Consider the following 21302-nt stretch of genomic DNA (forward strand, 5'->3'; position numbering starts at 1 on the left):
ATGGCACTGCGAGACAAGGCACCTCACGACCGGGCCGACACCGCCGGCGGACCCGACGCGGCCGGGAGCGGCGACCGGGCCGATCGGCCGGACCTGCTCGGACGTATCGCCGCGCCCCTGGCCGCCGTCAACCGGGCACCCCTGACCTCGTACCACGTGGTCATGGTGGTCACGGCCCTGCTCACGGTCATCGGCCTGGGCATGGTGCTGTCCAGCTCCAACGTGCTGGCGTTCTCCGGCGGCGGCACGCCGTTCGACATCTTCCTGCGCCAGGCGATGTTCGTGCTCATCGGCTGGATGGGCTTCGTCCTGGCCCTGCGCCTGCGCATCGAGCTGCTGCGCGCCGCGGCGTTCCCGCTGCTGCTCGTGTCCATCGGCCTGCTCGTCGCGGTGCTCATCCCCGGCATCGGCTCCGAGGTCAACGGCTCCCGCGGCTGGATCGACCTCGGCATCTTCTCGATCCAGCCCGCCGAGATCGCCAAGTTCGCCCTCATCATCTGGGCGTCGTCCGTGGTCGCCAAGCGCGTGCGGACGGGCTACTGGCTGGACCTGCTCTTCCCGGCGGTCGTCGGGTACCTCATCGTGGCGGTCCTCGTCGTCGTCGCCCCCGACCTGGGCATGGCCACCGCGGTGACCATCGCCTTCCTGTGCATCCTGTGGTTCTCCGGGTACCCCGCGCGGCACTTCGCGTGGGTGATCGCCGTCGGTGTCGTCGTCTTCGGCGTCCTCGCCGTGGCGTTCGCCTACCGCTTCGAACGGATCCGGACCTACCTCGACACGTTCCGCGGCGACTTCTCCGACCCGCAGGGCGCGGCGTACCAGTCGTACCAGGGCATGCTCTCCCTGGCCGACGGCGGACTGTTCGGCGTCGGCCTGGGGCAGTCCAGCGCCAAGTGGTTCTACCTGCCGGAGGCCACCAACGACTTCATCTTCGCCATCATCGGCGAGGAGCTCGGTTGGTTCGGTGCCGCGGTCGTCGTCTCGCTCTACCTCACCCTCGGCTGGGTCGGCATGCGGATCGCCATGCGCTCGGTGGACCCGTTCCGCCGCCTGCTCGCGGGCACCATCTCCGCGACGATCGTCCTGCAGGCGTTCATCAACATCGGTTACGTCGTGGGCCTGCTGCCGGTGACCGGCCTGCAGCTGCCGCTCATCTCCAACGGCGGTACCTCCGCGGTCGTCACGCTCACCTCGCTCGGGCTGCTCGCCAACTGCGCCCGGCACGAGCCCGAGGCCATCTCCGCGATCCTCAGCTCCCCGAACCGCCGTCGGCACCGGTGGTTCTCCCTGCCCGACCCGCGCCCTTACCGGCCCGAGCGCCCCGTCCCCGCCTCGTCGGCGCCCGGTCGCTCGAGCGAGGGCGCCCGGCGGTACGGCGACCCCGTCACCCGCCGCCAGCCGGCCCGCCCCGGCGGTCCCGCGCCGCGTGACCGGGCCGCCGGCGCCCGGCGCACGGCCCAGCCCGCCCCCGTGCCGCGTCCGCCGCGCGGCGGACCACGGCCGCCGGCGTACGAGACCATGCCGATCCCGGCCGACGCCGCCCGAGAGCGTCGGCGCGGGGCGACCGCGATGACCGGCCGCACGGCCCGGCCCGTCCGCGGACGCGAGGCCGAGCGCCGCCAGCCGCGCCGCCCGGCCCCCGACGCAGGGGGCCGCCAGAGCCCCGGCGCCGGCCGGCCCAGCCCCATCCACCGGGGACGCGAGCGATGAGCGCGGCGTCCACAGGCGGTCCCTCGGTCCTCGTGGTCGGCGGCGGCACCGCCGGCCACATCGAGCCCGCGCTCGCGGTGGGGGAGGCCGTCACCGCCCTCGACCCGACCGCACGCGTCACCGCAGTGGGCACCCCGCGCGGCCTGGAGACCGACCTCGTCCCCAGGCGGGGCGTGCCACTCGAACTGGTCGATCCGGTCCCGCTGCCGCGCAGTGTCGGCGGCGACCTGTTCCGCCTGCCCGGGCGTCTCGTCCGGGCCGTGCGCGGGGCCCGCGAGGTGTTGCGACGCACGGACGCGGACGTCGTCGTGGGCTTCGGCGGATACGCGTGTGTGCCCGTGTACCTGGCCGCGGCCGCGCCGCTGCGACCCGCGTCCGGGGGCGCGCGTCGCCGCGTGCCGATCGTCGTCCACGAGGCCAACTCGCGCGCGGGGATCGCCAACAAGCTCGGCGCGCGGTTCGCCGTCGCGACCCTCGCCGCGGTCACCGGGTCGGGGCTCGACGCCCGCGTCGTGGGCAACCCCGTCCGCCGCGCCGTCGCGACCCTCGACCGCGCGGCCCTGCGGTCGCAGGCCCGCGCGACATTCGGGCTGGACCCCGACGGGCCCGTCCTGCTCGTCGTGGGCGGCTCCCAGGGCGCGCGGTCGCTCAACACCGCCATGGCGGCGGTCGCCGAGGAGTTCTCCCGGGCCGGCGTGGGCGTCCTGCACGCGGTCGGTCCGAAGAACCTCGACGACGCCCCGGTCGTACCGGCCGGCGGCGCGCCCTACGTGACCGTGCCCTACCTCGACCGCATGGACCTGGCGTACGCCGCCGCCGACCTCATCCTGTGCCGGTCGGGTGCCATCACCGTCGCCGAGGTCTCCGCAGTCGGGCTGCCCGCGGTGTTCGTCCCGCTACCCCACGGCAACGGCGAGCAGGCCCTCAACGCCCGTGACCTCGTCGCCGGCGGCGCGGCCCTGCTCGTGGAGGACTCCGACCTCACGCCCGACCACCTCCGCTCGGAGGTCCTGCCGCTCGCGCTGGACCCCGACCGGCTCCAGATGATGTCCGAGGCCGCCGTCCGCGGCGGCTCCCGAGACGCGGCGGAGGTCGTGGCGCGCATCGCGCTGGACGCCGCCGGAAAGGCCCCGCGTTGACCAGCACCACCCCCGGCACCGACTCCGTGCCCGCCACGCTCGAGCGCGTCCACATGATCGGGATCGGCGGCGCCGGCATGTCCGGCGTCGCGCGGATCCTGCTCGACCAGGGCGTGGGGGTCTCCGGCAGCGACGCCCGCGACTCGGCCGACCTGCGCGCGCTGGCCGACCGCGGCGCCGTCGTGCGCGTCGGCCACCACGCCGACGCCCTCGAGGCCCTCGGCTCGCCCCCGCAGATCGTCGTGGTGTCCAAGGCGGCGATCCCCGCCGACAACCCCGAGCTCGTCGCGGCGCGGGCCGCGGGCGTCCCGGTCGTCACCAGATCGCACGTGCTCGGGCACCTCGCCCGGGCGGGCCGCTCGATCATGGTGTGCGGCACCCACGGCAAGACCTCCACCACCTCGATGCTGATCGCGGGCATGCTCTCCGCCGGGTCCGACCCGTCCTTCGCGGTGGGCGGCACCGTCCTGCAGTTCGGGACCAACGCTCGCGGCGGCGCCGACCCCGTGTTCGTGGCCGAGGCCGACGAGTCCGACGGCTCCCTCGTGCACTACGAGCCCGACGTCGTGATCCTCACCAACGCCGAACCCGACCACCTCGACCACTTCGGCACCGCCGAGGCGTACTACGAGGTCTTCGACACCTTCCTCGCCCGCATCCCCGACACCGGCGCGCTCGTGGTGTGCGTCGATGACGAGGGCGCGGCCGAGCGCGCGCGTCGGGCCGCGGCCGCGGGCGTCCGCGTGGTGGGGTACCGCACCGCCGACGGCCCGACGACCGACCTGCCGGTGGCGGGGGAGCTCGCGGGGATCACCGTCGACTCCGACGGCACGCGGGCCCGGCTCACCCTCGACGGCGGGTCGCACGGCGACCTGCACGTGGGCACCCCGGGCGAGCACATGGCGCTCAACGCCCTCGCCGCCCTGCTCGCCGCCCGCGAGGTGGCCGAGGCGGGCGGCTTCGACGCGGACGGGTTCCTCGCCGGCCTGTCCGGGTTCGGCGGCGTCGGACGACGCTTCGAGCCCAAGGGCGAGGCCGTGGTCGGCGAGGGGCGGGCGCGCGTCTACGACGACTACGCCCACCACCCCACGGAGGTCGCCGCGGTGCTCGGCGCCGCGCGGGAGATCGTCGAGGCGGACGGGGGTCGGCTCGTCGCCGTCTTCCAGCCCCACCTGTACTCGCGCACGAGGATCTTCGCCGAGGAGTTCGGCCGCGCACTGTCGCTCGCCGACGAGGTGGTGGTCCTCGACGTCTACGGCGCGCGCGAGCGACCCGAGCCCGGCGTCGACGGCGGACTGATCGCCCGGAACGTCACCGCGGCCGTCCACCACGTGCCCGACCTCGACAGCGCGCTGACGACGGTCACCGGGATCCTGCGGCCCGGCGACGTCGTGTTCACCCTCGGCGCCGGCGACATCACCACTCTCGGCCCGCGGATCGTCGCCGGCGGGGAGCCGTGAGGAGGGCCGCGCGGTGACCGACGAGCCCGACCTCCCCGAGGAGCACGACGTCCCCGGTGCGCCGGACGTCGACCCCGCCGCGGAGCGACCGGGGCCCGACCCCGGGCCACCGCCCACCGAGGCGTCCACCGAGGTGACGGCGTGGGACACCCCGCCCACCGACGACCCGGACCGCCGGCGGGCCGCGGCCGACCTGCGTCGCTCCGACGAGCGGGTCCGTCACTCCGACCCGGCGGTGCGCGCACGCCTGCGGCGCCGCCGCCGGCGGACCAACCGGATCTACGCCGGGCTGGGCATCGCATTGGTCGTGGTGCTGCTCGGCTACATCGCGCTGTACTTCCTCCCGGTGTTCGCCGTCCGTGAGGTGAGCGTCGAGGGCACCCGGACGATCCCCGCGGAGGTCGTCACCGAGCGCGCGGCGGTCGCGCCGGGAACGCCGCTGCTCCAGGTCGACACCCACGCGGTCGCCCGGCGCGTGGCGGGCATCCCGCGCGTGGACCAGGTGACGGTCAAGCGGGACTACCCGTCGGGGCTGCGGATCGAGCTCGTCGAGCGCACCGCACTCGTGGTGGTGGAGGTCGACGGCGAGCAGCATCTCGTGGACGCCCAGGGCATCGACTTCGGCCCGGGGGAGGTCCCGCTCGGGACGCCGGTGCTCACGGTGGGGGAGGACGCCCGCGGTGAGCTGCCGGCGGTCGTGCGCGACCTAGCGACGGTGTTCGCCGAGGTGCGCGGTACGGCCGGCCAGGAGATCACCGCCGTGGAGGTCGACACCCGCGCGTCGATCGTGCTCACCCTCGCCGACGGGCGCATCGTCGAGTGGGGAGCGGCCGGCCGCGACCGGGAGAAGGCCGTGGCGTTGCAGATGGTGCTCGAGCAGCCGGGGCAGACCTGGAACGTGTCCAACCCGGCCCTGCCGACGTCCCGCTAGAGCCCCGCCGGCGCCGCGTCCGCGCCTCGGTGGAGCACGCTCGACAACCCGGTACGCACGACACGCCCGCGAGCCTCGTGGACGCGCGGGGCCGGTAGCCCTACCGTGGTGTTCCGACGGCAGAAACCGCCTCTGACCAGCAAGTTTAACCCTCAACTAGAGGGTGAGACTTCAGGGTCCACGGAACGTTTCGTCGAGACAGCACGCAACCGAGCACGACACCCCCATAGGAAGGCCGGGCCTCGATGAGCTCACCCCACAACTACCTCGCAGTCATCAAGGTCGTCGGCATCGGCGGCGGCGGCGTGAACGCGGTCAACCGGATGATCGACGAGGGGCTCAAGGGCGTCGAGTTCATCGCCGTGAACACCGACGCGCAGGCCCTCCTCATGTCCGACGCCGACGTCAAGCTCGACGTGGGCCGCGAGCTCACCCGCGGACTCGGCGCGGGCGCCGACCCCGAGGTGGGCCGTAAGGCCGCCGAGGACCACAAGGACGAGATCGAGGAGGTGCTCAAGGGCGCCGACATGGTCTTCGTCACCGCCGGCGAGGGCGGCGGCACCGGCACCGGCGGCGCGCCCGTCGTTGCGGCCATCGCCCGCAAGCTCGGCGCCCTCACGGTGGGCGTGGTCACGCGCCCGTTCTCGTTCGAGGGCAAGCGCCGCGGCGGCCAGGCCGACGCCGGCATCGACGCCCTGCGCGAGGCCTGCGACACGCTCATCGTGATCCCCAACGACCGCCTCCTGCAGCTGGGCGACGCGGGGGTGTCGATGATGGAGGCGTTCAAGACCGCCGACGAGGTGCTGCTCAACGGCGTGCAGGGCATCACCGACCTCATCACCACTCCCGGCGTCATCAACGTCGACTTCGCCGACGTCAAGGGCGTCATGTCCGGCGCCGGCAGCGCGCTCATGGGCATCGGCTCCTCCCGCGGGGAGGGCCGTGCGTTCAAGGCCGCCGAGGCCGCGATCAACTCGCCGCTGCTCGAGACCACGATGGAGGGCGCCAAGGGCGTGCTCATGTCCATCGCCGGTGGCAGCGACCTGGGCCTGTTCGAGATCAACGAGGCCGCCTCCCTCGTGCAGGAGGAGGCGCACCCCGACGCCAACATCATCTTCGGCACGGTCGTCGACGACTCCCTCGGCGACGAGGTCCGCGTGACCGTCATCGCCGCCGGGTTCGAGGGCGGGTCCCGACCGGTCACGGCCGGAGCGGCCCAGCCTCGCCGCGGCCGCCACCACCTCGACGACGACGAGTCGGTCCCCGGCGCCTCCGGCGACACCGGCGGGGCCTCGGAGCTCGGATCGACGCCCCTCGGCGGTCGCGGTCGCGAGGAGTCGGCCTACTCGGGCTCCGGCGGGTCGTCCGCGAGCTCGACGGGCTCGTCCTCGTCGTCGTCCCGTCGCCGCGACGAGGACGACGACATCGACGTCCCGCCCTTCATGCGGCACTGACGCGGCGCCCCGTGACACCCAACGCCACGGGGCGCGTCCGCCGGGTGGTCACCGACCGCCGCGGCGGCGCGTCGACCGGAGACTTCGACTCGTTCAACCTCGGCGACCACGTCGGTGACGCCCCCGCCGCCGTGGCCGCCAACCGCGCGCGGCTCGCCCGCCGGCTCGGCCTGCCCGCGACCGACATCGTGTGGATGGACCAGGTCCACGGCACCCGGATCGCCCGCGTCACCAGGCCGACCGGCGGGCCCGTCCCCGCCACGGACGGACTCGTGACCGACCGGCCCGGCCTCGCGCTGGCGGTGCTCACCGCCGACTGCGTCCCGGTGCTCGCCGCGGACGAGCAGGCCGGCGTGATCGGGGCCGTGCACGCCGGACGCGTCGGCGCGGTCGGCGGGATCGTCCCCGACCTCATCGGCGCGATGACCTCGCTCGGGGCGCGTCCGGAGCGCATCACCGTGCTCCTCGGTCCGGCGGCGGCCGGGGAGCACTACGAGCTGCCCGACGACCTGGCCGACGAGGTCGAGGCGGCTCTGCCCGGCAGTCGCACCCGGACCGTCGCCGGAACGGCGGGCGTCGACCTGCGCAAGGGCATCACCCGCCAGCTCGCCGGGCTGGGCGTGACGCGCGTCGACTCCGACCCCCGCTGCACGATCGCCGAGCAGTCCCTGTTCTCCTATCGTCGACAGGGGCGGACCGGGCGCCAGGCCAGCGTGATCTGGCGGCAGGTGTAGCAGGCCGGGCCGGCCGACCCGCCGGACCGGGAGACGAAAGGGCGGACATGACCGACACCAGGGCCACAGAACTCGCCGCGCGGCTGGCCGAGACCCGCGAACGCATGGACGCGGCGCGGGCGGCGGCGGGCCGGACCGACGAGGTCGACCTCGTCGTCGTCACCAAGTTCCATCCCGTCACCGACGTCGTCCACCTCGCCCGCCTCGGGGTGCGCGACGTCGGCGAGAACCGGGTGCAGGAGGCGGCGGCCAAGGTCGACGACCTGACCGCCGCCGACGCCGAGCTGGCGGCGTCCGTGCGGTGGAACATGGTCGGGCACATCCAGTCCAACAAGGCCGCCGCCGTGGCCGGGTGGGCCGACCGGGTCCACTCGGTGGACTCCGTGAAGGTCGCGAACGGGCTCGAGCGCGGCCGCGCCCGCGCCGCCGACGAGCGCGACGGCGTCACGCCCTTGCCCGTCCTGCTCCAGCTGAGCCTCGACGGCGACACCTCGCGCGGTGGGGTCACCCTCGAGGACCTGCCGGCCCTCGCCGATCACGTCGCCGGACTCGGGCACCTCCGTCTGGCCGGCCTCATGGTGGTGCCCCCGCTCTCCGGCGATCCCGCCGCCCACTTCGCCGACGCCGCCGGCGTCGCCGCCGACCTGCGGCGCCGGCACCCCGACGCCGTCGAGTTCTCCGCGGGCATGTCCGGGGACATCGAGGAGGCGATCGCGGCAGGTTCCACCTGCGTGCGTGTCGGAACGGCGATCCTCGGCCCCCGACCAGTAGTTTGAGATCCAGCCTCGCGGGGACACCCGCCCGCGAAGAACACACGCCCGCGACGACCCCGTTACCAGGAAGGTCCCGGAAGATGAGCGCAATCGCCCGGTTCAAGGAGTACTTCGGAATGGCGCCCGTCGCGGCGTACGAGGACGAGTACCTGGACGACTACGACCGCCCCGTCCACCACGACGCGCGCGTCGGTCGCGGAATGCACGACACGGACGACCTCGGTCCGGTCGCCCGCGACCGCCGGGACGACTACGGCTACGCCGCCGACCGGTACCTCGACGAGCCCGCGCCCCGCTCCCGCGTCGCCGACCTCGACCCCGTCGACGAGCGTGCCGCCGCCCGCCGTGCGCCCGTCGAGGAGCCGGCTCCGCGCCCCCGCCGCTACCACGCGGCCGAGGCCGGCGCGCGCGCCAACCTCCGCGGTGTGCCCGCCACCCGCGGTGCCGTCGCCCTCGCGCCGGAGGAGGACTTCGTCGAGGACGGGGTCGTCACCGTGCCCGAGACCGTCGTCGAGCGGCCCCGCGGCTTCGGTGACGGCAAGAGCCTCGGCGAGCATTTCCGCGCCGGACGCGCGGTCGTCCTGGACCTGTCCACGATGGCGTCCGGCGACGCCCGACGCATGGTCGACTTCGCCGCCGGCCTCGTCTTCGGCCTCGACGGCCGCATGGAGAAGGTCGCCGACCGCGAGCGCACCTTCCTCCTGCAGCCCGCCGGCATGGACCTCACCGAGGCCGAGGTCCGCGACGCCGTCAACGGCGCCTTCCGCCGCTGACCGGCCGGCCCGTCGGCGCGCATAGGGTGCCCTCGGGCGCCGCGACGGCCCGGGACAGTAGGGTTGAAGCGTGACGTTGATTCTGCTGGTCCTCTATTACGTGATCGAGGTCTTCTGGTTCCTGCTGCTGGGCCGGATCGTGGTGGAGATGATCGCCTCGTTCTCCCGCAGCTGGACCCCGAAGGGTGTCCTCGCGGTGGTGCTGGAATGGCTGTTCACCATCACGGACCCGCCGGTCAAGGCGCTGCGGAAGGTCATCAAGCCGGTCCGCCTGGGTCAGGTCTCCCTGGACCTGTCGGTCCTGGTCCTCTTCATCATCCTCATGGTGCTGCGGGTCGTCATCCTGGCCTTCATCTAGACCGACCGGGCCGCGCGGCGGCCGGCAGGGCGGCCCCGGCTCACCGTCCCGGACCACGGCCGCTGGTGACGCGCGGGCCGGTTGTGACTAGATTGGCCACCGTTAAGGTAGTAATGAAGTCGTGGGTCCGGTGCGAGAACGCCGGACCGGCACCCGAGACGACCACGAGGGGTATCCCATGCCGTTGACACCAGCCGATGTGCACAACGTCGCGTTCTCCAAGCCACCGATCGGCAAGCGTGGCTACAACGAGGACGAAGTCGACCAGTTCCTGGACCTGGTCGAGACGGAGCTCGCGGAACTCGTCTCGGACAACGAAGATCTCCGGCAGCGGGTCGAGGAGTTGACCCGCGACCTCGAGAAGGCGCGCAAGGCCGCTGACGAGGCCGGCAAGTCCTCCGGTGGCGGATCGGGTGCCGCCGCCCCAGCCGCGCAGGCCCCGACGCCCACCCCCGCGCCGACTCCCGCCCCGGCGCCCGCGCCCACCACCCCTGCTCCCGCCGCCGCGACCCCGTCGCTGGGCAAGCGCGAGGACGACGGTGCCGCCAACAACGAGACGCACCTGCGCGCCGCCCGCGTCCTGGCCATGGCCCAGGAGATGGCCGACCGTCTGACCGGCGAGGCCAAGAAGGAGTCCGACGGGCTCATGGCCAAGGCCCGCAGCGAGTCGGACCGCCTGGTCGGCGATGCCCGGACCCAGTCCGAGAAGCTGGTCAACGACGCCAAGGCGCAGTCCGAGAAGATGGTCGGCGACGCCCGCCGCGAGGCGGACAAGCTTCTCGCCGAGGCCAAGAGCAAGTCCGACGGCATCGTCAAGGACGCCCAGGCCCGCTCCGAGCAGCAGGTCAAGGAGGCGCAGGCCAAGGCCGACGCCCTGCAGGCCGACGCCGAGCGCAAGCACACCGAGATCATGGCGACCATCAACCAGCAGCGCGGTGTGCTGGAGAGCCGGATCGACCAGCTGCGCACGTTCGAGAAGGACTACCGCAGCCGCCTCACCAGCTACCTCGAGAACCAGCTCGCCGAACTCGGCAAGACGGGCTCCGCCGCCCCGGCGGCCCCCGCCGACGCCGGTGGTGCCAGTGGCGCCGTCGATCAGGCGACCAAGAAGGACGGCGGCCACCGCGCCGACTGACCCCTCACGCGTGACGCGCCCGATCCGCGCGGCGCGAACGGTCCCCGCCCCTGCCCAGGGTGCGGGGACCGACGTATATTCGACGGCACGAGGTGCGCGCCACAGTGAGTCGCGCGCATCCCCTGTCACCACGCACCGCCCCCAGGAGGCACGGATGCTCGTCGCCGCGCTCGGACTGACGATCCTCGGATTCGGCTTTCTCGTCGCCGCGGTCGCGACCGGTCAGATCGGGTGGGCCTGGGCGTGCATCGTCGTGGGAGCCCTGGGGCTGTTGCTGCTGGTGATCGACCTCATCCAGGGGCGCGGTGACCGGGACACCCGCACCCGCGGGCCCTCGGAAGAGGCGGACGTCCGGGCCGACGGGTAATATCGGACATCGTCCGGCCCCGAGCCGGACGCGCGATGATCCGGCCATCACCGGGGAGCGCTCGGAAGAACGGCGCGGCCCCGCTTCGGGACCCGCTCAGTAGAACCGAACGGGGGAGCCCGTCACAGCCCGACCCACGAGTGGGCGTCGCACGTCGTCGCCAAACGGGGTGGTACCGCGGACGGTAGCGCGCTGGGCGCCGCCGGATCGTCCCCGAGCGCAGGCCTGACCGGCCCCACGGATGCGAACTCGTGCGGGCCCCGTACGCGAGGAGTCCGCCCCCATGAGCACCGAGCCCGTGAACCGCGAATCCGCCGACCCGGCGTCCGGCGACGCCGAGGCCGGTGCCACCGGCAGCGCGTACCCGATCGTCGACCTCACCGGCGGCACCACGTCACAGACCCCCTCGTTCCCGGCCCTCGAGGAGACGGTTCTCGCCCGCTGGGACGAGCGCGACACCTTCCGCGAGTCCATCCGTAACCGGGCGGACGCGGAGGAGTACGTCTTCTACGACGGCCCGCCCTTCGCCAACGGCCTGCCCCACTACGGCCACCTGCTCACCGGCTACGTCAAGGACGTCGTCCCGCGCTACCGCACCATGCGCGGCTACAAGGTGGAACGCCGCTTCGGCTGGGACTGCCACGGACTGCCGGCCGAACTCGAGGCCGAGAAGCAGCTCGGGATCACCGAGAAGTCCCAGATCCTCGAGATGGGTCTGGCCGAGTTCAACGCCGCGTGCGAGAAGTCGGTGCTGCAGTACACCGACGAGTGGGAACAGTACGTCCACCGCCAGGCCCGCTGGGTGGATTTCGACAACGACTACAAGACCCTCGACATCGACTTCACCGAGTCCGTCCTGTGGGCCTTCAAGCAGCTCTACGACAAGGGTCTCGTCTACAAGGGCTTCCGCGTCCTGCCGTACTCCTGGTACGAGCAGACACCGTTGTCCAACCAGGAGACCCGGCTCGACGACGCCTACAAGATGCGCCAGGACCCGGCCGTCACCGTGGGACTGCCGCTCGAGGCGCCGCAGGACAGCCCGTTCCACGGGGCCGAGGCCCTCGTGTGGACCACCACGCCGTGGACCCTGCCGTCCAACCTCGCCGCCGCCGTGCACCCCGAGATCGACTACTCGGTCGTGCGGGTCAACTCGGGGCCCTTCGCCGGCCGCGTGTTCGTGCTGGCCGAGGCGCGCCGCGGCGTCTACGCGGCCGAGTTCGGTGACGACGCCCAGGTCGAGACCACCGTCAAGGGCTCCGAGCTGGTGGGCCTGCGCTACACCCCGCCGTTCGACTTCTTCGCCGGACACCCCAACTCCCACGTCGTGCTCTCGGCCGACTACGTCTCCACCGAGTCCGGTACCGGCATCGTCCACCTGGCCCCGGCCTTCGGTGAGGAGGACAAGGAGGCCTGTGACGCCGCGGGCATCGAGCTCGTCATCCCGGTGGGGCCCGACGGCAAGTTCACCTCGGAGGTACCGCCGTACGCCGGCCAGCTCGTCTTCGACGCCAACGCCCCCATCTCCCGCGACCTGCGGTCGGCGGGCCGGCTGCTGCGACACGAGACCATCGAGCACTCCTACCCGCACTCGTGGCGCTCGGGCCAGCCGCTCATCTACATGGCGCTGCCCGCGTGGTTCGTCAAGGTCTCCGCGTTCCGGGACCGCATGGTGGAGCTCAACCGCGAGCACATCACGTGGATGCCCGAGCACGTGCGCGACGGCCAGTTCGGCAAGTGGCTCGAGGGCGCGCGTGACTGGAACATCAACCGCAACCGCTACTGGGGCGCGCCCATCCCGGTGTGGGAGTCGGACGACCCGGCCTACCCGCGCGTGGACGTCTACGGCTCGCTGGACGAGCTCGAGCGGGACTTCGGCGTCCGGCCCACGGACCTGCACCGGCCGTACATCGACGAACTGACCCGACCCAACCCGGACGACCCGACGGGCAAGTCGACCATGCGGCGCGTCGCCGACGTCTTCGACTGCTGGTTCGAGTCCGGGTCGATGCCGTTCGCGCAGGTCCACTACCCCTTCGAGAACAAGGAGTGGTTCGAGACCCACAACCCGGGCGACTTCATCGTCGAGTACAACGGGCAGACCCGCGGCTGGTTCTACACGCTGCACGTGCTGGCCACCGCCCTGTTCGACCGCCCGGCGTTCACGCACGTCGCCGCCCACGGCATCGTCCTGGGCAACGACGGGCTCAAGATGAGCAAGTCCAAGGGCAACTACCCGGACGTCAACGAGGTGTTCGCCCGCGACGGCTCGGACGCCATGCGGTGGTTCCTCATGAGCTCGCCGATCCTGCGCGGCGGCAACCTCGTGGTGACCGAGCAGGGGATCCGCGAGGGCGTCCGCCAGGCCATGCTCCCGCTGTGGAACTCGTACAGCTTCTTCCAGCTGTACGCCTCCCGCCGGGCGACGTGGCGGACGGACTCCCAGCACGTGCTGGACCGCTACATCCTGTCCCGGCTGGCCTCGACCCGCGACGCCATGACCGAGGCCCTGGACGCCACGGACATCGCCGCCGCGTGCGACGAGCTGCGTCTGTTCGCCGACGCGCTGACCAACTGGTACGTGCGTCGGTCGCGGTCCCGGTTCTGGGCGGGCGAGGACAGCGGGCAGGACTCGCGAGACGCGTTCGACACGCTGTACACGGTGCTCGAGACGACCATGCGGCTCGCCGCGCCGCTGCTGCCGCTGATGAGCGAGGTCGTATGGACCGGGCTCACCGGCGAGGAGTCGGTGCACCTCGTGGACTGGCCGGCAGAGGACGAGCTGCCGCGCGACGCCGCGCTGGTCGAGGCGATGGAGGCCGTGCGCGACGTGTGCTCGACCGTGTCCTCGATCCGCAAGGCCAAGCACCTGCGGGTGCGTCTGCCGCTGAACTCGCTCACCGTGGCGATGCCGGACGCGCAGCGGCTGGAGCCGTTCACCGGCATCATCGCCGACGAGGTCAACGTCCGTGAGGTCCACCTGACCAGCGATGTGGCCGCGCACGGCCGGATGGAGCTGGCGGTCAACGCCCGAGCCGCCGGCCCGCGGCTCGGCAAGCAGGTCCAGACCTGCATCAAGGCCGCCAAGACCGGCGACTGGACCGAGGTCGACGGGGTGGTCACCGCCGGCGGCATCGAGCTGCACGAGGGCGAGTACGAGCACCGCCTCGTCGCCTCCGATCCCGAGTCGACTGCCGCGCTGCCCGGCGGCGCCGGCCTCGTGGTGCTGGATCTGACGGTCACCGAGGAACTCGAGGCGGAGGGGTGGGCCAAGGACCGCATCCGCGAGATCCAGGAGGCGCGCCGCGCGGCCGGGTTCGACATCTCCGACCGCATCCGTGTGCGGATGGCCGTGCCGGCCGATCGCCGGGAGTGGGCCGATCGGCATGCGCAGCTCATCGCGGCCGAGGTGTTGGCGACCGATTTCGCGGTGGTCGACGGCCTGGACGCGGCCGACGGTGACGCGGTGGAGCTCGCCGAGGGCGTCCGGATGACGCTGGCCCGGGTCTGATCGGCCCGGACCCGACCCTGACGGACGCGATCGTGATCCGACGGAGGCGACGGTGACCGACGGGCAGGACCGCTGGGTCCTGCACGTCGACATGGACGCGTTCTTCGCCTCCTGCGAGCAGCTCACCCGGCCGACCCTGCGGGGTCGGCCGGTGCTCGTGGGCGGGCAGGGCGGCCGCGGTGTGGTGGCGGGATGCTCGTACGAGGCGCGGGCGTTCGGGGCGAGGTCGGCGATGCCGTCGCACCAGGCCCGGCGGCTCGTCGGCCCGTCGGCGGTGTTCGTCTCGCCGCGGATGCCGGTGTACCGCGCGCTGAGCCGCCGGGTGTTCGAGGTGTTCGCCGAGCACGCGCCGGTGGTCGAGCAGGTGTCCGTGGACGAGGCGTTCCTCGAGCCGCCCGAGCTGCGGGGAGCGGACGTGGACCGCACCCGGCGCTGGGCGCAGGATCTGCGGGCGGCGATCCGCGAGGCCACGGGGCTGCCGGCCTCGGTCGGTGCGGGGGCGGGCAAGCAGTACGCCAAGATCGCGTCCGAGCTGGCCAAGCCGGACGGGGTCGCGGTGGTCGCGCGCCGCGATCACGAACGGGTGCTGCACCCGCTGCCGGTCCGGAGCCTGTGGGGCGTGGGCCCGGTGGCGGGGGAGCGGCTCGCCCAGTTCGGGGTGTCGACGATCGGCGACCTGGCCGCGATGGACGACGACGACGTGGCGCACGCCCTGGGCCGGACAGTGGGCCCGGCGATCGCCCGGATCGCGCGCGGGTACGACGACCGGCCGGTGCACGAGCGGGCCGAGGCCAAGCAGATCAGCGCGGAGAGCACGTTCGCCGCCGACCTGACCACGCCCGGTCAGGTCACCGCGGCGGTACGACGGGCGGCGGAGGCCGCGCACCGTCGGCTGCTGCGCGACGGGCGTGCCGCCCGCACGGTGACGGTGAAGGTCAAGCGCTCGGACTTCACGTCGATCAGCCGCTCGTACACGCTGCCGGAGGGCACGACCTCGCTCGAGACGATCATCGCGGTGGCCAGGTCCCTGGCGCCGGATCCGGTGGACTTCGGTGCGATCCGCCTTCTGGGCGTGGGGGTGGCGGGCCTGACGGACTTCCACCAGGACGCGCTGTTCGAGCAGGAGTTCACCCTGGGCGTGCGGCCGGGGGCGGGGGTCGACGACGACGAGGACCTGCCAGACATCGTCGGTGTGGGCACCACCGTGACCACGGAGGAGTCCGAGCCGGCCGATGCCGGGTCGGGGCCCGCGGGCGCGGGGGCTGCCGCGGAAACGGGCGCGGGGGAACTCCCGGCGATCGGGGCGTGGCGTCGGGGCGAGGACCGGCGGTTCGAGACCGGCGCGGACGTGCGTCACCCGGAGTTCGGACACGGCTGGGTGCAGGGCTCGGGGCACGGGCGGGTCTCTGTGCGGTTCGAGACAGCGGTGACCGGGCCGGGCCGGATGCGCACCTTCGCCGAGGACGATCCGGCGCTCGAGCCCGCGGACCCCCTGGACTCCCTGGGCTGGTGACACCCCTTGCACGCCAGCCGCCCGGCCCAGCTGCAGCCGCTCGCGGCGATGGCGTCTCGCGCCCGCGAATGCCCGCCCCGGTTCGCAGCCGCTCCCGGCGATGGCGTCTCGCCCCCACCGCGGTGCGCGCGAGACGCCATGGTGACGGGCGGCTGTGTATCCGCTCGGGCTCCCCGGGCTGCCCGGGGGCCTGCTCGTCAGTTGTAGAGGTGGAACCTCGACCACTCGCGGCGGACCCGCGCCGCGGGGTCGGCGTAGGCGGCGGCGTCGGCGTCGGCGTAGGCGGCGGCATCAGCGTCCACGTCGACCTCCGCCCCCTCCGCGACGGACAGGAGAGCGGCCAGCAGGACACGGGCCTGCCCCGAGCGCAGGTAGCCGGCGGAGAGCACCCCGCGGGCCGCGAGCTCGGCACCGCCGCCCCGGCCGCCGTACGTCGCGGTCACCTCGCCCCGCGGCACCCGGCTGGAGGCCACCACCACGATGTCGGGCCGGTCCTCGGCGAGCCGGGCCACCGCGTCGGCGACCAGGGGCGGGAGGTTGCCCGACCCCGAACCCTCCAGGACCAGCCCGCGCGCGCGGGCGTCGACGCAGGCGTTCACCGCCGCGGCGTCGGAGCCCGGCGGGCAGGCGACCACGTCCACCCGGGTGTCGGCGAACCGGGCCCGCCCGGTCAGCGTGGGGCGCTCGAGCTCCGGCGGCAGGTCCTCCACCGGGTGCTCGGGGGAGTTTCGGGCGAAGGCGACGGGATCGGTCGTGTGCCACTTGCGCACCCCGCGGGCCTGAAGGATCGACCGCCCGAGCACCACCAGCACCCCCAGATTGCGGGAGACCGGGTCGGCGGCCAACAGCACCGCGTCGAGCAGGTTCGCGGGCCCGTCGGCCTCGGGGTGGTCGGCGGCACGCTGCGCGCCCGTGAGCGCCACGGGCCGCGGGTCCGCGTGATGCAGGTCCAGCGCGATGGCGGTCTCCTCGAGGGTGTCCGTCCCGTGGGTCACGACCACCCCGGAGACCTCCGGATCGACCAGGACGTCCGCGACGGTGTCGACGATCAGGTCCCACTCGGCGGGTCCGAAGGTGGAGGAGTCGGCGTCGAGGACGGCGCGGGCGCTCACCCGGATCTCGCCGGGCAGCACGGCCCGCAGCTCGTCGAGCATCGCCGCCGTGGCCGGATCGGAGTCCCCGGCCACCACCGCGCCCTCGGGCGTCGTGGAGGCGGTGATCGTGCCGCCGGTGGTGCAGATCACGATGTGGGGGGTATCGGTGCTGGTCTGGGCGCTGGTCACCCGGTCCACAGTGCTGTGCGGGCGGCTCGTCGTCAAACACCCGGGCCGCCGACGATGGAACAATGGCCGACCAGTGTTCGTTGGGCCGGTGACACGGCCCGGAGCCGGGACCGGCTCGGCGCCGGATGCCCGGTGCCCCACATCTCGACGAAAGGACCCCGCGTGAGTCTTCGACGGACCATCGCCGCTCTCTCCCTGTCCGCTTTCGCCATGGGTGGCCTCGCCGCCTGTGGGGGTGGAGGCGATGAGCGCGAGACCGCACCCGCGCCCACCACGAGCGCGCAGGAGACCGCCACCGTGCCCACCGCCGCGGAGCTGACCGGGCTCCTCGACCGGGCGTCCGATCCCGCCGTTCCGGTGGAGGAGAAGGTCGACCTCGTCGAGGGGGGTGCCGAGGCGCCCGAGATTTTCGACCAGATCGCCGCCCTCAAGGCCGAGCAGGGCGCCGGCGTGACGATCACCGGCGTGGCGGAGGGCGACATCCCGGGCACGCTCATCGCCAACGCGGTGATCACCCAGCCGGGCCAGGAGGACATCAACGTCCAGGCGCAGTTCATCAACCAGAACGGCCAGTGGCAGCTGCAGAAGTCCTTCGCCTGCGCGCTGATCACCAACGCCGGGCTCCAGCTGCCGGCCACCTGCGCCGAGGCCTGATCCGGGCGACCGCCGGCCGCCGCGCCGGCGGTCAGTCCACCGTGCGGAAGCTCAGCTCCGAGTCCTCCTCGTAGGTCGACCGTCGTCCGGAATCCGGGTCGACGTAGGCGGTCCGCGTGGAGGACTCGGTCGTCCCGCCCACCGGCAGGGCGGCCCGGAGGTCGACCGTCAGCTCGCCGGAGCCGGAGACGTCGTAGGACTCCACGTCCAGGGTGACGCCCGGCCCGCCGTCGGGCGCGGGTGCGGTGAGGGTGTCCTGCGGATCGGGGGCCTCGGTGCGTGACCGGACGGTGGCGACGTCGCCGTCGAGGTCCACCAGCTCGTAGGTGGTGACCCGGGTCGGGGCGACCGCGTCGTCGACCTGCCGGGTGACCGTCCACCGGGCGCCCACGCCGATCTCCTCGGTGGGGAACGCGACGGTCGCCTCCGAGATCGCGTTGGCGGTGATCTCGACGCCGGCGCGAGCGGCGTCGGTCGCACCCGCCGGTGCCGCCAGTGAGAGCTCGCGGATGACGCCGTCGGCGCTGCGGGTCCAGGTGACGGTGAAACCGGGCGCGGTGGCGAACTGCGCGGACCGGCGGTCGTCGACGGAGGTGAACTCGCGCGCGGTGACGGTCGCCCGCTGGGCGCCGTCGACGTCCGGTTCGGAACGCCCTTCCAGCGTGAGCGTCTGTTCCGGCGTGTCGTCGACCCTCGGCTCGGAACCCGGCACCTCGGTGCGGGACGTGGCTGCACGGGTCACGGCCACGACCGCCGGTTCGAGCGACGGGGCGTAGGCGAGTACCCGCCGCTCGCCCTGCCCGGCGTCCACCAGCTCCACGGTGGGGGCGGGTCCGGGGTCGACGCTCACCTCGGGCTCGAGCGCCTGCGCGTCCGGGTCCGCAGCGGCGCCCGCCCCGGTGGTCGTCGCCTGCCCCGAGGCGGCGGGGTCAGAGGCGTCGTCGTCGGCGCACCCGGCGGTACCGACTACGAGGGTGGCCGCGAGCGCGGCCGCGAGGAGACGTCGACCGGAGCCGCCGCGGCCACCCCGTCCTCGGTCGCCGCCACGCTCGCGGCGGGTGGTTCGGGAGGGGCCGGGGATGACGGTCGATCGCGGGTCCACGCCCCGAGCCTAGAGGGTCGCCCACCCGCAGCCGTCGGGTCGGCGACATCATCAGGGATACTGGGCGGCATGACGGAGACCGACGGCACGCGGCCTGACGCCGCGGGAGCGAGCACACCCGGACCTCGGGCCACCGCGCCCGGGTACTTCCGCGCGGGGCCGGCGGTCATGCTGGCGATCGCGGGCGTGGTGGTCCTGATCGATCAGGTCACCAAGGTGCTCGCGGTGGCCAACCTGGAGAACGCCCGCCCGATCGAGCTTGTGGGTGACACGGTGCGGTTGGTGCTGCTGCGCAATCCCGGCGCCGCGTTCTCGATGGGTACGGAGTCGACGGTCGTGCTCAGCGTCGTCGCCACGGTCGTGGTGCTGGGGCTGCTGTGGTTCTCCCGCCGCGTCCACTCCACATGGTGGGCGTGGGGGCTGGGCCTCATCCTCGGCGGCGCCGCCGGCAATCTCGTGGACCGGTACTTCCGGGCGCCCGGGATCCTGCAGGGCCACGTCGTGGACTTCCTGTCCGTGGGCTGGTGGCCGGTGTTCAACGTGGCGGACTCCTGCTTGGTCGCCGGTGTGATCGTGGTGGCGGTGGCGGTCCTGCGCAACATCGACTTCGACGGCTCGCGCGTGTCGGACGACGCCGCCCCCGTCGCCAAGGGGGACCCGGCCGATGGGTGAGCTGCGTACCTTCCCCGTGCCGGACGGTCTCGACGGCATGCGCGTCGACGCCGGCGTCTCCCGGCTGTTGGGCATCTCGCGCACCGCGGTGGCGGACCTGGCCGGCGAGGGCAAGGTTCTGCTCGACGGCCGCACCGTGGGCAAGTCCGACAAGCTCACCGGGATGTCCTGGATCGAGGTAGAGATGCCGGAGCCGCGGGCCGAGCCGGCGGTGGTCGCCGAGCCGGTCGAGGGGATGGCGGTCGTGTACTCGGACGCGGACATCGTCGTCGTCGACAAGCCCGTCGGTGTGGCCGCGCACGCCTCGGTCGGGTGGACCGGTCCCACGGTGATCGGCGGCCTGGCCGCCGCCGGGTACCGCATCTCGACCTCGGGACCGCCGGAGCGCAAGGGGATCGTCCACCGCCTCGACGTGGGGACCTCCGGCCTCATGGTGGTGGCGGCGTCGGAGCGGGCGTACACGCTGCTCAAGCGGGCGTTCCGCGACCGGACTGTCGACAAGACCTACCACGCGCTGGTGCAGGGCCACCCCGATCCGCTCTCGGGGACGATCGACGCGCCGATCGGCCGGCACACGTCGAACGACTGGCGCTTCGCGGTCACCTCCGACGGCAAGCCGTCGATCACGCACTACGACACCCTCGAGGCGCACCAGGCGGCGACGTTGGTCGAGGTGAAGCTCGAGACGGGGCGCACCCATCAGATCCGCGTGCACTTCTCGGCGCTGCACCACCCGTGTGCGGGTGACCTCACGTACGGCGCGGACCCGGTCCTCGCGCGGCGGCTGGGGCTCGAGCGGCAGTGGCTGCACGCGGTGGGCCTGGGCTTCGAGCATCCGGGCACGGGGGCGCGCGTGGACTTCGCGAGCCGGTACCCCGACGACCTGCAGCACGCGATCGACGTCCTCCGCGACGCATGACCGGCGCCGCGCGGCTGCTGCGGGCCGCCGGCGTGGGGGTGGTGGTCGTCCTGGCGCTGGTGACGATCCTCACCGCGCTGCGCACCGAGCTCCCGCGGAGCCCGGGGGTGATGAGCGACGCCCTGGGCCCCGACCCCGGCGAGCGCGTCGGCGACTACCTCGACCGCGCGGCCGCCTCACTGGTCACCGTGGGCGGCGGGACGGACGTCCCGGGGGGATCCGGTGATGATGGCGACGACGACGAGGGCCGCGCCCGCGACCCCGACGCCCACCGCTGGGCCCTCGTCAGCGCGGGTGAGGCGTGGTCGGTCGCCGAGGCCGCCGGCGCGGTGCGGGGTCTGCCGCGCGTCTCGGGGCTGTCCGTGCAGGTGCCGGTCGAGGGGGTCGCGATGCCCGTTTCCGACGTGGCGCTGGCCGAGCCGGTGGCGGGGGAGGCCGGGCGCGAGGCGGTGTTCGGCCGGGGCCTCGAGCAGGCGGCCGCGCGGCTCGATCCGGCCCCGGCGGGATCGGACCGGGCCGCCGCGGCCGCCGCGCTCACCGCGTCCCGCATCCGGGCGGGGGAGCCCGCGATCATCGGCCTGCTCGTGCGCGGCACGACCGGACAGCTGCGCGCGGTGGCCGACCACCGCGGTGTGCGGGCGGTGGAGGCGCTGCCCCCCGACGCGGTGTACGGGCGCTTCGCCGTCCGGCCCCTGCTGCCTCAGCAGGTCGACTCGGCCCTGCCGCTCCCGGACGCCGCCCCCGTACCCCCCGCCTGACCGGCCACCGCGGGCGACCGGCGCTAGGAGCGTGGGTCAGTAACACGCCAGTTCAGGTC

General features: G+C 73.6%; 19 protein-coding genes. 17 read left to right on the plus strand and 2 right to left on the minus strand.

Translation table 11 applies throughout. The features are described from left to right. From ftsW to VYL96_RS06360, 13 genes are all read left to right on the plus strand, one after another. Positions 1–1710, plus strand: coding sequence for a putative lipid II flippase FtsW (gene ftsW / locus VYL96_RS06300; protein ID WP_131886053.1), 1710 nt, complete (start codon positions 1–3; stop codon positions 1708–1710). Then, the gene (gene murG, locus VYL96_RS06305) at positions 1707–2849 is read left to right on the plus strand and encodes an undecaprenyldiphospho-muramoylpentapeptide beta-N-acetylglucosaminyltransferase (RefSeq protein WP_131886052.1); all 1143 of its coding nucleotides are present in this window, start codon (positions 1707–1709) and stop codon (positions 2847–2849) included. The genes ftsW and murG overlap by 4 nt, the downstream gene beginning before the upstream one ends. 53 nt (positions 2850–2902) lie before the next feature. Next, entirely contained in the window at positions 2903–4309 is a 1407-nt protein-coding gene (murC, locus tag VYL96_RS06310; RefSeq protein ID WP_329440103.1) for a UDP-N-acetylmuramate--L-alanine ligase, read from the plus strand. 13 nt (positions 4310–4322) lie between these two features. Continuing rightward, the gene (locus VYL96_RS06315; RefSeq protein WP_131886050.1) at positions 4323–5240 is read left to right on the plus strand and encodes a cell division protein FtsQ/DivIB; all 918 of its coding nucleotides are present in this window, start codon (positions 4323–4325) and stop codon (positions 5238–5240) included. Positions 5241–5485: 245 nt separating this feature from the next. Next, complete coding sequence (gene ftsZ, locus VYL96_RS06320; RefSeq protein ID WP_131886049.1) at positions 5486–6694, plus strand: cell division protein FtsZ; 1209 nt, start codon at positions 5486–5488, stop codon at positions 6692–6694. Positions 6695–6705: 11 nt separating this feature from the next. After that, complete coding sequence (gene pgeF / locus VYL96_RS06325; RefSeq protein WP_165928506.1) at positions 6706–7428, plus strand: peptidoglycan editing factor PgeF; 723 nt, start codon at positions 6706–6708, stop codon at positions 7426–7428. A 47-nt stretch (positions 7429–7475) separates the two neighbouring features. Further along, positions 7476–8204, plus strand: coding sequence for a YggS family pyridoxal phosphate-dependent enzyme (locus VYL96_RS06330; RefSeq protein ID WP_131886048.1), 729 nt, complete (start codon positions 7476–7478; stop codon positions 8202–8204). Between the two features lie 77 nt (positions 8205–8281). Further along, on the plus strand, positions 8282–8974 hold the full coding sequence (locus tag VYL96_RS06335; protein ID WP_131886047.1) for a cell division protein SepF: 693 nt from the start codon (positions 8282–8284) through the stop codon (positions 8972–8974). A 70-nt stretch (positions 8975–9044) separates the two neighbouring features. Beyond that, positions 9045–9332 carry a YggT family protein gene (locus VYL96_RS06340; RefSeq protein ID WP_007631036.1) on the plus strand — a complete coding sequence of 96 codons (288 nt, stop codon included), beginning with the start codon at positions 9045–9047 and terminating at the stop codon, positions 9330–9332. A 178-nt stretch (positions 9333–9510) separates the two neighbouring features. Next, positions 9511–10467: a DivIVA domain-containing protein gene (locus tag VYL96_RS06345; protein WP_131886046.1), complete on the plus strand. Its 957-nt coding sequence runs from the start codon at positions 9511–9513 to the stop codon at positions 10465–10467. Positions 10468–10621: 154 nt separating this feature from the next. Then, the gene (locus VYL96_RS06350) at positions 10622–10834 is read left to right on the plus strand and encodes a hypothetical protein (protein ID WP_131886045.1); all 213 of its coding nucleotides are present in this window, start codon (positions 10622–10624) and stop codon (positions 10832–10834) included. Between the two features lie 283 nt (positions 10835–11117). Beyond that, positions 11118–14342: an isoleucine--tRNA ligase gene (ileS, locus tag VYL96_RS06355; protein ID WP_243699738.1), complete on the plus strand. Its 3225-nt coding sequence runs from the start codon at positions 11118–11120 to the stop codon at positions 14340–14342. 52 nt (positions 14343–14394) lie between these two features. Beyond that, positions 14395–15855, plus strand: a complete 1461-nt coding sequence (locus tag VYL96_RS06360; RefSeq protein WP_131886044.1) for a DNA polymerase IV — start codon at positions 14395–14397, stop codon at positions 15853–15855. Between the two features lie 197 nt (positions 15856–16052). On the opposite strand, the gene VYL96_RS06365 is transcribed toward VYL96_RS06360, so the two are convergent. Continuing rightward, positions 16053–17138, minus strand: a complete 1086-nt coding sequence (locus VYL96_RS06365; protein ID WP_243699737.1) for an asparaginase — start codon at positions 17136–17138, stop codon at positions 16053–16055. Positions 17139–17300: 162 nt separating this feature from the next. Between VYL96_RS06365 and VYL96_RS06370 the strand changes: the two genes are divergently transcribed. Continuing rightward, positions 17301–17792 carry a WKL family lipoprotein gene (locus VYL96_RS06370; RefSeq protein ID WP_131886043.1) on the plus strand — a complete coding sequence of 164 codons (492 nt, stop codon included), beginning with the start codon at positions 17301–17303 and terminating at the stop codon, positions 17790–17792. 31 nt (positions 17793–17823) lie between these two features. Here VYL96_RS06370 and VYL96_RS06375 read toward each other — a convergent pair whose 3' ends face one another. Next, entirely contained in the window at positions 17824–18894 is a 1071-nt protein-coding gene (locus VYL96_RS06375) for a hypothetical protein (protein WP_207913579.1), read from the minus strand. Between the two features lie 69 nt (positions 18895–18963). Here VYL96_RS06375 and lspA point away from each other — a divergent pair, with 69 nt between their 5' ends. The 3 genes from lspA to VYL96_RS06390 are packed head-to-tail and all read left to right on the plus strand — an operon-like array spanning position 18964 to position 21243. After that, positions 18964–19566 (plus strand): signal peptidase II, encoded by a 603-nt coding sequence (lspA, locus tag VYL96_RS06380; protein ID WP_061229115.1) that lies wholly within the window; start codon positions 18964–18966, stop codon positions 19564–19566. Next, positions 19559–20485 carry an RluA family pseudouridine synthase gene (locus VYL96_RS06385; RefSeq protein WP_061916452.1) on the plus strand — a complete coding sequence of 309 codons (927 nt, stop codon included), beginning with the start codon at positions 19559–19561 and terminating at the stop codon, positions 20483–20485. Before lspA ends, VYL96_RS06385 begins: the two co-directional genes overlap by 8 nt. Then, positions 20482–21243 (plus strand): hypothetical protein, encoded by a 762-nt coding sequence (locus VYL96_RS06390; protein ID WP_063935653.1) that lies wholly within the window; start codon positions 20482–20484, stop codon positions 21241–21243. Before VYL96_RS06385 ends, VYL96_RS06390 begins: the two co-directional genes overlap by 4 nt. Positions 21244–21302 lie beyond the last annotated feature (59 nt).

It is taken from the genome of Dietzia maris, assembly GCF_036287335.1.
GTDB lineage: Bacteria > Actinomycetota > Actinomycetes > Mycobacteriales > Mycobacteriaceae > Dietzia > Dietzia cinnamea.

Coding starts and splice junctions, on each gene's coding strand:
- ftsW (WP_131886053.1), top strand. CDS start 1: ATGGCACTGCGAGACAAGGCACCTCACGACCGGGCCGACACCGCCGGC.
- murG (WP_131886052.1), top strand. CDS start 1,707: ATGAGCGCGGCGTCCACAGGCGGTCCCTCGGTCCTCGTGGTCGGCGGC.
- murC (WP_329440103.1), top strand. CDS start 2,903: ATGATCGGGATCGGCGGCGCCGGCATGTCCGGCGTCGCGCGGATCCTG.
- ftsZ (WP_131886049.1), top strand. CDS start 5,486: ATGAGCTCACCCCACAACTACCTCGCAGTCATCAAGGTCGTCGGCATC.
- VYL96_RS06330 (WP_131886048.1), top strand. CDS start 7,476: ATGACCGACACCAGGGCCACAGAACTCGCCGCGCGGCTGGCCGAGACC.
- VYL96_RS06335 (WP_131886047.1), top strand. CDS start 8,282: ATGAGCGCAATCGCCCGGTTCAAGGAGTACTTCGGAATGGCGCCCGTC.
- VYL96_RS06345 (WP_131886046.1), top strand. CDS start 9,511: ATGCCGTTGACACCAGCCGATGTGCACAACGTCGCGTTCTCCAAGCCA.
- VYL96_RS06350 (WP_131886045.1), top strand. CDS start 10,622: ATGCTCGTCGCCGCGCTCGGACTGACGATCCTCGGATTCGGCTTTCTC.
- ileS (WP_243699738.1), top strand. CDS start 11,118: ATGAGCACCGAGCCCGTGAACCGCGAATCCGCCGACCCGGCGTCCGGC.
- lspA (WP_061229115.1), top strand. CDS start 18,964: ATGACGGAGACCGACGGCACGCGGCCTGACGCCGCGGGAGCGAGCACA.
- VYL96_RS06385 (WP_061916452.1), top strand. CDS start 19,559: ATGGGTGAGCTGCGTACCTTCCCCGTGCCGGACGGTCTCGACGGCATG.
- VYL96_RS06390 (WP_063935653.1), top strand. CDS start 20,482: ATGACCGGCGCCGCGCGGCTGCTGCGGGCCGCCGGCGTGGGGGTGGTG.